This window comes from Gordonia sp. NPDC057258, from assembly GCF_042668985.1.
In the GTDB taxonomy this organism is placed as follows: Bacteria; Actinomycetota; Actinomycetes; order Mycobacteriales; family Mycobacteriaceae; genus Gordonia; species Gordonia hongkongensis.
Map to the genome: position 1 here is coordinate 114,755 of NZ_JBHUXZ010000001.1, position 12,600 is coordinate 127,354.

At 68.1% G+C, this 12,600-nt stretch carries 14 protein-coding genes and 1 pseudogene; 5 read left to right on the forward strand and 10 right to left on the reverse strand.

The window, feature by feature from the left end; translation table 11 throughout:
- Positions 1 to 10: 10 nt before the first annotated feature.
- The 3 genes from ACFUEJ_RS00530 to rnhA all read right to left on the reverse strand — a co-directional run bounded on the left by ACFUEJ_RS00530 (position 11) and on the right by rnhA (position 2,281).
- Positions 11 to 802: an SDR family oxidoreductase gene (locus ACFUEJ_RS00530; protein WP_058252777.1), complete on the reverse strand. Its 792-nt coding sequence runs from the start codon at positions 800 to 802 to the stop codon at positions 11 to 13.
- A gap of 76 nt (positions 803 to 878) precedes the next feature.
- Positions 879 to 1,790, reverse strand: a complete 912-nt coding sequence (locus tag ACFUEJ_RS00535; protein WP_058252778.1) for a D-isomer specific 2-hydroxyacid dehydrogenase family protein — start codon at positions 1,788 to 1,790, stop codon at positions 879 to 881.
- Complete coding sequence (rnhA, locus tag ACFUEJ_RS00540; RefSeq protein WP_058252779.1) at positions 1,787 to 2,281, reverse strand: ribonuclease HI; 495 nt, start codon at positions 2,279 to 2,281, stop codon at positions 1,787 to 1,789. The genes ACFUEJ_RS00535 and rnhA overlap by 4 nt, the downstream gene beginning before the upstream one ends.
- 59 nt (positions 2,282 to 2,340) lie before the next feature.
- Between rnhA and ACFUEJ_RS00545 the strand changes: the two genes are divergently transcribed.
- From ACFUEJ_RS00545 to ACFUEJ_RS00555, 3 genes are all read left to right on the forward strand, one after another.
- Entirely contained in the window at positions 2,341 to 3,108 is a 768-nt protein-coding gene (locus ACFUEJ_RS00545; RefSeq protein WP_226511846.1) for a methyltransferase domain-containing protein, read from the forward strand.
- 200 nt (positions 3,109 to 3,308) lie between these two features.
- Complete coding sequence (locus ACFUEJ_RS00550; protein WP_388026934.1) at positions 3,309 to 4,598, forward strand: DUF4185 domain-containing protein; 1,290 nt, start codon at positions 3,309 to 3,311, stop codon at positions 4,596 to 4,598.
- Positions 4,595 to 5,122, forward strand: a complete 528-nt coding sequence (locus ACFUEJ_RS00555; protein WP_058252781.1) for a DUF1697 domain-containing protein — start codon at positions 4,595 to 4,597, stop codon at positions 5,120 to 5,122. Before ACFUEJ_RS00550 ends, ACFUEJ_RS00555 begins: the two co-directional genes overlap by 4 nt.
- Before the next feature lie 284 nt (positions 5,123 to 5,406).
- Here ACFUEJ_RS00555 and ACFUEJ_RS00560 read toward each other — a convergent pair whose 3' ends face one another.
- The 4 genes and pseudogenes from ACFUEJ_RS00560 to ACFUEJ_RS00575 form a co-directional block, all read right to left on the reverse strand.
- Positions 5,407 to 5,883, reverse strand: a complete 477-nt coding sequence (locus ACFUEJ_RS00560; RefSeq protein WP_058252782.1) for a hypothetical protein — start codon at positions 5,881 to 5,883, stop codon at positions 5,407 to 5,409.
- A gap of 13 nt (positions 5,884 to 5,896) precedes the next feature.
- Positions 5,897 to 7,168 carry an acyl-CoA dehydrogenase family protein gene (locus ACFUEJ_RS00565; RefSeq protein ID WP_058252783.1) on the reverse strand — a complete coding sequence of 424 codons (1,272 nt, stop codon included), beginning with the start codon at positions 7,166 to 7,168 and terminating at the stop codon, positions 5,897 to 5,899.
- A gap of 37 nt (positions 7,169 to 7,205) precedes the next feature.
- Positions 7,206 to 8,606, reverse strand: coding sequence for a phosphotransferase family protein (locus ACFUEJ_RS00570; RefSeq protein ID WP_058252784.1), 1,401 nt, complete (start codon positions 8,604 to 8,606; stop codon positions 7,206 to 7,208).
- 103 nt (positions 8,607 to 8,709) lie between these two features.
- Positions 8,710 to 8,949, reverse strand: a pseudogene (locus tag ACFUEJ_RS00575) (DUF4440 domain-containing protein); the annotation flags it as partial.
- On the opposite strand from ACFUEJ_RS00575, the gene ACFUEJ_RS00580 reads away from it, so the two are divergent.
- Positions 8,855 to 9,310: a LysR family transcriptional regulator substrate-binding protein gene (locus tag ACFUEJ_RS00580; protein ID WP_388026937.1), complete on the forward strand. Its 456-nt coding sequence runs from the start codon at positions 8,855 to 8,857 to the stop codon at positions 9,308 to 9,310. The pseudogene ACFUEJ_RS00575 and the gene ACFUEJ_RS00580 overlap by 95 nt on opposite strands.
- Before the next feature lie 193 nt (positions 9,311 to 9,503).
- Here the strand turns inward: ACFUEJ_RS00580 and ACFUEJ_RS00585 are convergent, their stop codons facing one another.
- The 3 genes from ACFUEJ_RS00585 to ACFUEJ_RS00595 are packed head-to-tail and all read right to left on the reverse strand — an operon-like array spanning position 9,504 to position 11,347.
- The gene (locus tag ACFUEJ_RS00585; RefSeq protein WP_388026939.1) at positions 9,504 to 10,289 is read right to left on the reverse strand and encodes a hypothetical protein; all 786 of its coding nucleotides are present in this window, start codon (positions 10,287 to 10,289) and stop codon (positions 9,504 to 9,506) included.
- 16 nt (positions 10,290 to 10,305) lie between these two features.
- Positions 10,306 to 10,731: a CoA-binding protein gene (locus tag ACFUEJ_RS00590; protein WP_058252786.1), complete on the reverse strand. Its 426-nt coding sequence runs from the start codon at positions 10,729 to 10,731 to the stop codon at positions 10,306 to 10,308.
- Between the two features lie 28 nt (positions 10,732 to 10,759).
- Positions 10,760 to 11,347, reverse strand: coding sequence for a TetR/AcrR family transcriptional regulator (locus ACFUEJ_RS00595; RefSeq protein WP_388026942.1), 588 nt, complete (start codon positions 11,345 to 11,347; stop codon positions 10,760 to 10,762).
- Positions 11,348 to 11,464: 117 nt separating this feature from the next.
- Here ACFUEJ_RS00595 and ACFUEJ_RS00600 point away from each other — a divergent pair, with 117 nt between their 5' ends.
- Positions 11,465 to 12,598, forward strand: a complete 1,134-nt coding sequence (locus ACFUEJ_RS00600; RefSeq protein ID WP_388026945.1) for a phosphotransferase family protein — start codon at positions 11,465 to 11,467, stop codon at positions 12,596 to 12,598.
- Positions 12,599 to 12,600 lie beyond the last annotated feature (2 nt).

A 12,600-nucleotide genomic window follows, 5' to 3' on the forward strand; every position in this document is an offset into this window, starting at 1 on the left:
TCCGGGTCGATCAGAGGTCCGGGATCGGGAGATCCAGGTTGGGCGCGATGATCCCGCCGTCGACCTCGAGGATCTTGCCGGTGACGTACGCACCGGCGGGCGACGCCAGGTAGAGCGCCGCCGCGGCGATGTCCTCCGGATCACCGAGGCGGTGCAACGGCGTGGAGGTCTCGACCTCGGTGCGCATCCCTTCGTCGCCGGCGACGATCTCCAACGCCGAGGTCAGGATGGCACCCGGCGCGATGCCGTTGACCCTGATCTTCGGGTTCAGATCCATCGCCGCGATGCGGGTGTAGTGCGCGAGAGCGGCTTTCGCGGTGCCGTAGGCGGCATAGGCGCGTCCGGGCACGCGGCCGACCGCGGAGGTGATGTTGATGATCGACCCCTGGCCCGTGGTCGCGAGGATCTGCTTGGCGCCGGCGACGACCAGCGCGTGCGCGTTGCCGACGTTGAAGTCGAAGGCGTCCCGCAGGTGCTTGGGACTGGTGTCGAACAGCGGCCGCGGCATCGCACCGCCGACGTTGTTGACCACGGTGTCGAGGCGACCGAACTCGTCGACCGCGGTCTGGGCGAGTGCCGCCGCGGCGTCGGGGTCGGCGAGATCCACGGCCACGGCGTGCGCCCGTCGGCCCGCCGCACGGATCCGGTCGGCGACCTGGGCGAGGTCGGACTCACTGCGGGCCGCGATCACCACGTCGCCGCCTGCCTCGGCGAAGGCGACCGCGATCGCCGCCCCGAGTCCCCGGCTCGCGCCGGTCACGATGGCCACCTGGTCGTCTATCCGGAATCTGTCGAGAATCACCCGTCGACCATGCCACGGCGAGACGCGAAACGAGAACGTGTTCTAGAAACTGGGGGAACCCCGAGGTCACACCGTCTCAGTAGTCGCGGTTCGTGGTCACCACGGACAGGAGTTCCTCATCCGCGACGAATCGGCGCAGGTTCTCGGCGACCCACGGCGCGAGCTCACGCGTCAGCCCCGACGCCGGGTTGGCGACGTGCGGGGTGATGATCACGTTCGGAAGGGACCAGAGCGGATGGTCGTCGGCGGGCGGTTCCGGATCGGTCACGTCGAGCGCCGCCCCCGCGATCTGCCCGTCGACCAGCGCGCGGTGCAGCGCCTCCTCGTCGACGAGGGGCCCGCGCGCGACGTTCACCACCCACGCGTGCGTGGGTAACGCGGCGAGGCTCTCGGCGTTGATCATGTGCCGCGTCTCCGGCGTCGACGGCGCGGCCAGCACGACGTGGTCGAAGGTCCCCCACAGCTGATCCAACTCATCCGACCGTCGGACCTCGTGCGCGCCGGGCACCTCGCGCCCGGACCGGTTCACTGCGACGACGCGAGCGCCACATGCCCGAAGACGCGGAGCGAGGGAGGCGCCGATCCCGCCGGCTCCGACGATGGCGACCGTGGAACCGTGCAGCGACCGGACCGCGGTGTCGATCCGCTCCTTGTCCCAGTGGCGCAGGACGGCGGTGTTGATCTGCCGGAGCCCGGCGAGGAGCAGAGCCAGTGCGTGTTCGGCGACGTTCTCCGCATAGAAGCCGGACGCATTGGTCCAGATCCGACGGTCGTCGAGGACGTCGGCGGCCACGAAATCCTCGATCCCCGCGGTCTTGAGCGCCACCCATTCGACGGCGTCCGGCAGCTCCGGGAACTCCCCGGGCGGCCCGATCCACACCAGCACCCGGGCGTCGTCGAGACCGACGATCCGGCCGCCCGCACCTTCGATCGCGGCGACCAGGTGCTCGTCGCGGACGGGTTCGACGGCCACCGCCACCGGCGTCATCGGGCCACCGATCGGGCCGCGGTGGTCGCGAGTTCGTCAGCGATCTCGTTGAAGTGATCGCCGGCATGCCCTTTGACCCAGCGCCACTCCACCTGGTGTCGCTTCTCCTCCTCGACCAGACGACGCCAGAGATCGGCGTTCTTGACCGGCTTGCGATCCTTGGTCTTCCAGCCGTTGGCCTGCCAGCCGTTGACCCACTTCATGATGCCGTTGCGCACGTAGGTCGAATCGGTGTAGATGATGACGGTCGACGGCCTGGTCAGTGCCGCCAGACCCTCGATGGCGGCCGTGAGCTCCATCTTGTTGTTCGTCGTGTCCGGCTCGGACCCGGAGATCCGCTTCTCGGTGCCCTTGTAGCGGAGCACCGCGCCCCAGCCACCCGGGCCCGGGTTGCCCAGGCAGGCACCGTCGGTCGAGATCTCGACGACGGCCGAGCCGGCCGCCGGATCTGCAGAGGTGCCATCGGTTGCCTGGTTCGCGGAAGCTGTCACGCAGGGAAGCCTACGGCAGCCGCGACCCCCGATCGCAGGCTCACGGTTAGGGTGGAGTCATGGTTGTGTGGGACCCGACACGCTATCTGCAGTTCGCCGACGTCCGTGCGCGTCCGTTTCTCGACCTCATCGCACAGATCCCGACCAACCCGCTGTCGGTGATCGACCTGGGTTGCGGACCGGGTCATCTCACCAAGCACCTTCGGGCACGCTGGCCGTCGGCGGAGATCCTGGGCATCGACGATTCGGCGGAGATGGTCGATCGCGCGATCCGCGACAACACCGATCCGCATGCCAACTACGACGCCGCCGACGTCTCGCAGTGGACGCCTCACCGGCCGGTCGACCTGATGATCTCCAACGCGATGTTCCAGTGGGTACCCGACCACCTCGACGTCATCGACCGGCTGCTCGGCCACCTCACCGACGGAGGCGCGTTCGCGCTGCAGGTGCCCAACAACACGGACTCCCCCACCCACTCTGTCCTCGCCGATCTCGCCGCGACCGAGCCGTATCTGGGAGCTTTCGGCGACCTGCGGGCACTGCCCCGACTCGACGCCGAGATGTACCTCGAGTTCTTCGCCGGCCGCGGTTACCACGCCGACGCCTGGGAGACGACCTACTTCCACGTGCTCGACGGCCAGGACCCGGTGTTCGACTGGATGTCCGGCACCGGCGCCCGCCCGTACATGCAAGCGCTGTCCGACGAACTCCGGGTGCAGTTCGTCGCCGATCTCAAGCAACGCCTCGCCGAGGCCTATCCCCGACGCGAATGGGGCACGGTCCTGCCCTTCCGCCGCACGTTCGCGGTGGCCACCCGCCGCTGATCCGCTGGGCGCCGCGATCCAGATCCCAGAGAAACAACTCCCCCACTGCTCCCTTCAGTGTCAGGCTTGTGGAGCCGGAGGATGGCTCGCAAGCTCGCTCCTCCCGGGTCACGCACCGGCTTCGGTTCGGCATCGACGCTTCTCCCAGCTGACACTTCTGCAACACTGACACCACCTGTCATCTCCCAGGGGGTACATCCATGCCTCGACGCAGCCGGATTCGTCTGCGCCCGGTCCGCCGCGTGCTCGCAGCCGTCGCGATCGCCGCCCTCACGGGCGGCCTGCTCGCCGCTTTGTCCACACCCGCCGAAGCCGCGGTCTGCAACGCCACCGGCATCACCGGGGGCGATGTCGGCAGCACCGGCAGTTCGGGGTCCAGCGAGCTCGGCTGGGGCAGTCTCGACTTCGGCAGCTATCGGGCGGATGGGAAGAAGCCGCAGGGCCCGCTCCCGAAGCTCACCGGCGCCAGCAAGGCCATCTCCTGGGTGACCGGTCCCCGAAGTCCCGCCCGCACCGACACCCGTTTCGGCATCACCGCGACCGACGTCGGCGTGCCGTGGGACAACGGCTCCGGTCAGATCCTGATGGCCTTCGGCGACACCTGGGGCCGATGCGCGGGGCAGATGGCCTGGAAGCACAACACGATGCTGCGCAGCGACGCGACTTCCGACCTCGCCAAGGGAATCCGATTCCCGAACGCCGTACCCGGATCGGTCCGGTCGGGCGCCTCGGTGACACCGGCCCACCCGACGTGGGCGCAACCCATGTTCAACGCGGTCGGGGTGCGCAACATCGAGGTCGGGCGGATTCCCACCGGCGGGATCTCGATCAACGGCACGCAGTTCGTCAGTTTCATGTCGATCCACCGGTGGCTTGGCCCAGGCCGCTGGAACACCAACTATTCGGGAATCGCCGTGTCGTACAACAACGGTCAGACCTGGACCGTCGACAACAACACCCTTCGCTGGAATGCCGATCTGACGATCCCGGGCGTTCCCCAGGTGACGCGTGGCCACAACCGGTTCCAGATGGGCGCCTTCCTCCGGAGTGGCGAGTACATCTATCAGTACGGCACCCCGAATGGGCGTTTCGGCTCTGCTCACGTGGCCCGTTTCCGGCCCGCCGACATCCTGAACCTCGACCGGTACCAGTACTTTCGCGGCGGCACGGGCTGGTCGTCGAATCCGGCCGAGGCCACGCCGATCGTCGCCGGCCCGGTCGGCGAGATGTCCGTGGCATACAACGCATTCCTAGGCCGGTTCATCATGCTGACCGAGCGGTCGGGGACGATCGTGATGCGCACGTCGCCGTCACCCGTGGGTCCGTGGAGCGGCGAGCGGGTGCTCGTCTCGCACAAGCAGTCCAGCGGTCTGTACACGCCCTACATCCACCCTCGATCGTCGGGTAGGGACCTCTACTTCGTCGTCTCCCGGTGGGACGACTACAACGTGATGCTGATTCGGACCGACCTGTCGAAGGTACGTTCGTGAGCCGGCGCATCGTGCTCATCCGCGCGGTGAACGTCGGCGGCGCGAAACTCCCCATGGCCGAACTACGTGATCTGGCAGCCGATCTCGGAGCCACGGAGGTCTCCACCTACATCGCGTCGGGGAACCTGATCTGTTCGCCGCCCGCCGACCCCGAGCGGTTCGACCGCGCGCTCGAGACCGCGCTGCAGGATCGCTACGGCTGGTTCCGGGAGGTCATCAGCCGCTCGCCCGAACAGGTCCGGGCCGCGCTCGAGGCGCATCCGTTCGACGTCGTCGACGACAAATACTCCTACGTCTACTTCCTGACCAGCGAACCGGCGCGCGACAAGGTGGCCGCGTTCGAACGCAAGGACTTCGGCGACGATGTGGTCCGCGTCCTCGGGTCCGACCTGCACATCCGCTACGCCAACGGGGCCGGACGATCGACCCTGACCGCCCCGGTCATCGCGCGCGGCCTGGGTGTACAGGGCACCGGCCGCAACCTGCGGACCGTGCGCACACTGCTGGAACTCGCCGGCCCCTGAGTGTCGCCCGGTGGCCGGGCTCCCGGCACGGGCGTAGCGTCGGAGAAGTCATCAGGACGAACCAAGCGAACCGCGAACGACACATTCGCGTCGAGAGGAGTCCGCACATGAGTCAACCGGTCCCGCCGCCCCCACCTCCGCCCGAGCCCGTGCCTGCGCCCGAGCCCATCCCGGAGCCGCCGCCGGAGCCGCCGATTCCCGTTCCCACCCCGCCGCCGGCTCCCGACCCACAGCCTGCTCCCCCGCAGCCGGACCCGCCGCCACGGCCGACGGTGATCTGACCGTCAGCCGCGCGACAGCACTCGGGCGACGCGGTCGAGGTCGGCGAGCTGTTCCTCGCGAGGTGCCTCCCACAGCTTCTTCGGCAGCTTCTCGAGGTCCTTGATCGCCGACTCGGCGTGATCGAGCGCCTCGGTCGACTCGTCGTCGCCCAGATCCACCGACGCGATCAGCCGGTCGTCGAGTTCGAAGACCGCGTCGTCGAGGCGGTTGCGTGCCGCGACGAGTTCGTCGTCGTGCGGGATCGCCGGGTTGGCATGCACGTCGGCGATCGCGTATCGAATGCGCCGATGCAGCAGTGCTTCCCGGGTATTGTCGGTGGCCCAGCTCTCCGGCGCCCGACCCGGTCGGCCGGGAATCAGGTCGGTGGATCGGGCGAAGGTGCGCACCCGTTTGTCCGAGTCGTACGCGAACCAGGCGGCGCCGCCGAGGATGAACAGGGCAACCACCACAGTGGCCACGATGATGATGACCGCGATCATGTGGTCAGCCTACTCAGGACGACTGCACTCCCTTGGGCGCCTTTCCCGACATGAAACCGAACAGGTATCCGGCGACGCGTCGCATCTGGATCTCGTCGGCACCTTCGGTGATCCGGTAGCGCCGATGGTGCCGGTAGATGTGCTCGAACGGCTCGTGCCGCGAGTATCCGCGTCCGCCGAACACCTGCATCGCCTGGTCGGCGGCATCGCAGCACAGCCGGTTCGCCTGGTAGTTGCACATGGAGACCTCGGCCGACGCGGCGAACGGCCCGTAGGTGTCCATCTTCCAGGCGGTTTCGCGGATCAGCGCCCGGATCATCGCGCACCGGGTGTGCAGGTCGACGAGCGGGAACTGGATCGCCTGATTCGTCGAGAGCTTCTTGCCGAACGGCGCGCGCTCGTTGGCGTAGGCCACCGCACGGTCGACGCAGTACTGGGCGGCACCGAGACTGGAGGCCGCCTGCCGGATGCGGTTCTCGTTGAAGAAGTGCTGCACGACCTGCAGGCCGGCTCCCTCCGCCCCGAACACCGCGGAGTTCGGCACCCGGACGTCCCGCAGCGTGATGTGCGCGTGGTCGGTGGGCATGTTGAACGTCCAGAGATATTCCTCCACGGCGAAACCCGGATCCTGCGGGTCGACGAGGAACGCCGTGATGCCGCGGGCCTCGCCCGGTTCGCCGCTGGTGCGCGCGAAGATGATGTCGCGATGGGCGGCGTGGATACCGGTGTTCCACGTCTTCTCGCCGTTGATGATCCAGTCGTCGCCGTCGCGGACGGCGGTCGTCTCCATCCACGTGGCGTCGGAGCCGTGGTCGGGTTCGGTGATGCCGAAGGCGAAGAACTTCGTACCCGCGGCCAGGCCCTCCACCCATTCCTCCCGCTGCTCGGGGGTGCCGTACTCGAGCATGAGGAGCAGCCCGATGTTGTTGCCGACGATGGCGTGCTCGTTCTGCAGATCGCAGTGCAGCCCCAGACCTTTCGACGCCAGGTGCTCGCGGATGATCGCCATCGCCAGGTTCGATCCGTCCCGACCACCGAACTCGGACGGGAAGGGGTAGCGGAAGTGGCCGGCCGCATCCGCGCGTCGTCTCGCCTCTCCCAGAAGAGCTTCCCACTCCTTGTTCGGCAAACCACCACGCTCCCAGTCTGTTCGGGAGTCCTCGCGCCGATGGTCGAAGAAGCGGATGTTGTCGTCGGTCTGCTCGAGGGGAATGATCTCCGCCTCGATGAAAGCATCGAGTTCGGCAAGATAGTCGGTCAGCGACTCGGGCAGTGCGAAGTCCACGATGAACCCCTCTCGGTTGGAATCGGATGTCCGGCGGTCACGGGTGAGGGACCGCGAAGTACTTGGGGTTGGCGACCAGGAGTCGCGCCCGCACGTCGGCGACGACGGCGTCACGGACCTTCGGGTCGGTGCCGTCGAGTTCGCCGGAACGCAGGGCCTCGCACAGCGCGTGCTGATCAGCGACGCCGAGCGCACTCAGCCGTTGCGCGCTCGCTTCGGCATCCCGTGCGCCGGTGAGCATCTGTCGCCGCACGACGTCGACGACGTTGCCGGCCACTCTCGTATGGAAACGCACCTGCGGCGACAGGTCTGCCTGGACCGCGTCGGACCGCAGGAATTCGGTGAGCGCCTCGAGTAGTTCGACTGCGGTCGGTGAACCGTAGAGATCGTTGTCCGGTTCCTCGGCCGGCGCCTCGGCCAGCGGATCGGGTACCGGTCCCGGCGTCACGAGACCGAGGTCGAGCAGTGCGTCGAACTCCTGCTCGGCACTTCGGCGTCCGATCGCGGCCAGTTCGACGGATCGTTCGACGCCATCGAGGTGCCGGGCGGCCTGCACCGCGCAGATCAGTCCCCACTTGACGGTGGCGTAGAGCTCCCACCAGCGGAGGGCTTGTTCGGTGGGACGCCAACCCGCTTCGCGCGCATAGGCGTCGAGGAGCGAGGTCCGGTCACCCATCCCGGCCACGGGCGTCGACCCTCCGAAACGCCACGCCTTCGCACATAGCCAACTTAGGTCCTCGACGGGATCGCCGAGGTGCACCAGTTCCCAATCCAGAACCGCCGCAACTCCTTCGGCGTCGACGAGCAGATTGCCCAGCCGGAAGTCGCCATGCACGAGCGTGTGCCGTGGTGACGGTTCGGGTCGGTTGCCGGTGAGCCACTGGGTGGCCAGCACCAGGCCGGCCGGCATCGCATCGAACTCGCGTGGGAACAGCTCCCGCAAACCGTCGATCGGATCGCCGAGATCACCGAGACCGGGCGTCTGTGTGACGTCTATCCGGTGGATACGTGCGAGGATCTCGCCGCACTGATCGACGAATCCGGCGCGCGCACCCTCGTAGGCATCGTCTCGCAGAATGCGCCGCGGGATGGACTCTCCGTCGATGAAATTCATTGCCAGATAGGGGAATCCCAGCGCGTTGTCGTCCTCGTCGAATCCGGCGTCGAGGATCTCCGGCACCGGCACCCCGGCGTCGGCGGCGGCACGCAGGACCTGCGCCTCGGCCCGCAGTCCGCCGTCGTCGGTTGCAGCGGGAACCGCGCGGATGATGATCGGCTCGACCTGCCCGGTTCCGTCGACGAGGGTGGCCGCGTACGTCGCCCTGCTCGCGCCCGCCGGCAGGAGTCTCGCGCCCTCGACCGAGAGCGTGCCACCACGCTTGTCGCCGAGCCGGGACGCGATCTTCGCGGCGACACCGTCCGCTTCCGGTACTCCCACGCCCGATCCGTCCCTTCGCACCGTCGCCCGGCGGATGTAACCGCCACCACAGCGAAGCTAGCACGGGATCTGAATCCGGCCTCAGAAATCCGGGCCCGGAGTCTCAGTACTTCGGTGCCTGGAACTCCGGTTGGTCGATGATCCGCACCCACGATCCGTCGGCCTGCCGCGCCACCACCTGCGCGCGGGCACCTGCACCATCACGGGGTGGAGTCGACGTGAGTGCAAGATCGTCCCCGAATACCAGGGTGGGCAACGGCGGTTCCGGCGCGAAGGTCGGCCGGTGCGCCAAGACCGATGCCCAGAGATCCCGGATCGCGGCCCGTCCGCGCGCGACCTCACCGCGCCGGCCCCGGGGCCGCACCGTCGATCTCGCCTCGCTGCGCGACCGATCGCTCATCTGCCTGCCCCGCGGCGCGGGTATCCGAAGCGTGTTCGACGCGGCGGCCTCGGTCGCCGGAGGAGCCATCCGACCCGCGATCGAGGCCTCGTCGCCGGACGCCATCATCGAGTTGTTCTGCAGCGGAATGGGAGTCGGCATTCTCAGCGAGTCGATCGCCGCGGCCGACGACCGCGTGGTCGCGGTGCCGATCCGGGATGTCGATGCCACCGCACATCTGGGATTGCTCTGGAGGTCGAGAACCTCCGCTGCCGCAGCACGGTTCGTCGAGATTGCCCGACACGCGTTCGAGAAGAATGATTGACCTTGTTGCTCGGGGAGCGGTGGCTCAGCATGTCCCCCGCTCCCTGAGGAGCGAGCTTGCGAGCCCGACATCTGCTCCCTGAGGTGCGAGCGAAGCGAGCCACGAAGGGCTTCGCAACGTGTCTCACCAGACCCTTCGTGGCTCGTCGCTATCGCTCCTCACACCTCAGGGAGCAATGGGTCGCTTCTTTCGATCAGGGAGCAGGCGGCGGCGTACCCGGAGTCGCGGCCGTCGTCTTGTCTCCCGGCGCACCGGCCACCAGACTCGCGGGGTCGGTGGGTTTGCCCGCGATGAGGTCGCCGATGCTCAGACCCCAACGGCCCCAACGGTCGTCGAATCTCTTCGCGCGGGCCCGCGCTTTCTCCGTCTTCGCCGGTGCGTACCGCCGGCGCGCCCACGCCGAGTGTGGCCGGGCCAGCCGGATGGCACCGGCCCAGGCGAACACCGGGATGAAGACGCCGACGATGGCGGTGGAGAACTTGCCCTTGAGCACGCACAGGATCGCGCAGGCGACATTGATCGGCACGGTGGCCACCAGCGCGACGGGACCGATCTCCACGTCCGCGTCGTCGAGCGGGTTGAACCCGAGGACCGCCATGCCCAGCGCGGCGACTGTCAGCGCCACCACCTGAACCGAGAGTTGGCCCTCCGGCGACCAATACACGTCTTGCAGGCGCAGGATCAGCGCGAACTCGTCGAGCACCAGTGAGGCGCCGACACCGATCAGCACCGCACTGATCTCCGCACCGGGCGACGCCCCGTTGACACCCACCGAGAGGAAGGCGCCGACGATCGTCAGGATCAGACCGGGCACCATGTGGTGCACGTGCACGCCGTCTGAGACGTTGTTGCGGAAGGGGCCCTTGCCCGCCCGGATGAGTCGGGTGATCACCCGCGTGACGATGAACGTGATGACGAACGACGCGAACAGCAGGAACAGCGGCAGTCGCTGATGCGTGAGCTCGTCGAGGAAGTTCACCGGGTCACCTTCGGCGTCAGCCGGGGACGATACCGGTGCGGCGCTGCTCGATGATCAGGCAGCGGTCCTCGACGTACAGCAGACCCGCATCCTCGGCGATCGCCCGCGCCTCCGCCGAGATGATCCCGAGCTGCAGCCAGAGCGCGGTCGCGCCGGCGGCGACGGCCGCCCGGGCGACGTCGGCGCACTCGGGTCCCGGGCGGAACACGTCGACGAGGCCGACCTGTTCCGGGATGTCGGCCAGGGTGCGGTACACCTTCTCCCCGACGATCTCGTCGGCCGCGGGATTCACCGGAATGATCCGCCAGCCACGGTTCTTCATGTACGCCGGCACCTCGTTGGCGGCCTTCGACGGATTGGCGCTGGCACCGACCACGGTGATCGCGTCGTAGGTGGACAGGATCTGCTCGACGACATCGTCGGTGTTGCTGGGGGCGGTCATCCCACGAGTGTAGGTGGGTGCGGGCGAGTCATCGGAGAACTCCGTGCACGACGATCGCGCTCATCTGATCGGCCCACGCGGTCTCGAAGTCGCGATTGTCGAGCAACAGCGCATGCAGCATCGCGGCCCCGCCGACGACCTCGATGAGCCGATCCGGATCGACATCGGGATGCACCTCGCCGCGATCGACGGCGATCACCAACCGGTCGCGCAACGCGCCGAACACCTCCGCGAACCCGGCGTGCACACGCGCCGCCAGCTCGGGTTCGGCAGCCATGTCCGAGATCAGGCCGGGCAATGCCGCGCGGGTGACGGGACTGGCGAACAGGTCGCGCGCCGCCGCGACCATGGTGCGGATGTCCGCGGCGACCTCACCGCTGGACGGCGGCAGCCGCATCATCCGGGAGAACGCGACGTCATGCACCAGCTCCGCCTTTCCCGTCCAGCGACGGTAGAGCGCGGTCTTCGTGGTTCCCGCGCGTTCGGCGATCGCGGCCATGGTGAGCTTCCGGTATCCGACGTCGACGAGCAGTTCGGCGGCGGCATCGAGCACCGCGGAGTCGATCCGTAGGTCGCGCGGACGTCCCGAGACCGACTCCCCCGTCCCAGCGCTCATCGCTCGCCGACTCCCCGTCGAAGATTTTCGTCAAGTCGCTGCGGACCGCCCGACCGTTCTGCTGTCATAACGCTACTCACCGTAGCGAATCTCTCGCTGTCGAACACTGGGGGTGCCATGGCCGCCGAGCCCGCCGTCGAGCAGGTCGACCATCTGCAACGTTCGAGCCGGGACAACACGTCTGTCCCGGACACGCTCGCTCGCTGGCTCACCGAGCAGGACGACACTCCCGACGACACCCCCGCCGTCACGGTCGCGGCGGGCGGCGACAGCAACGGCATGTCGTCGGAGACGATCCCCGTCTCGGTGTCGTGGCCCGGCGAGCCCACCCGGCACTGGGTGATGCGGATGGCGCCGTCGACCACCGACGTCCCCGTGTTCCGTTCCTACCGAATGGATCACCAGTACGAGACGATGCGTCTGATCGCCCGGCTCAGCGACGTCCCGGTCCCGGCAGTGCACCACCTCGAGCCGACCGGCTCGCTGCTGGGAGCCCCGTTCTTTCTCATGGACCGGTGCGAGGGCGAAGTCCCACCCGATGTCATGCCGTACACGTTCGGCGACAACTGGTTCGGGGACGCCGCCGAGTACGATCGCCGGCGGGCCCAGGAGTCCGCGGTCGGCGTGATCGCCGCCCTGCACTCGATCCCCGACGCGGCCCGGCAGTTCGACTTCCTCTCCGACGACCTACCCGCCGGTGACACTCCCCTCGCTCGTCTGCTCGCCTGGTTGCGGGACTGGTACGACTTCTCGGTCGAGGGGATCGGGCGCTCACCTCTCGTCGAGCGGGCGCTCGCCTGGCTCGCCGACAACTTCCCCGACGATGCCGCGAACGCCGAACCGGTGCTGTCCTGGGGAGATTCGCGCATCGGGAACATGATGTTCGTCGACTTCACCCCGACGGCAGTACTCGACTGGGAGATGGCGCGCACCGGCCCCCGCGAACTGGACATCGCCTGGGTGATATTCGCACACCGGGTCTTCCAAGAGCTCGCGACGATGGCCGGCCTTCCCGGACTGCCGGACCTGCTCCGCGAGAACGACGTCCGCGACACCTACCGCGAACTCACCGGACTCGAGTTGGGCGACCTGCGCTGGTTCTACGTCCATGCCGCGGTCCAGTGGTGCTGTGTATTCATGCGGACCGGCGCCCGCCGCGTGCACTTCGGCGAACTCGAACGTCCCGACGACGTCGACGGCACCCTGTTCTACCACCGACCACTGCTCGAACGACTCCTCGAGGAGGACTGACC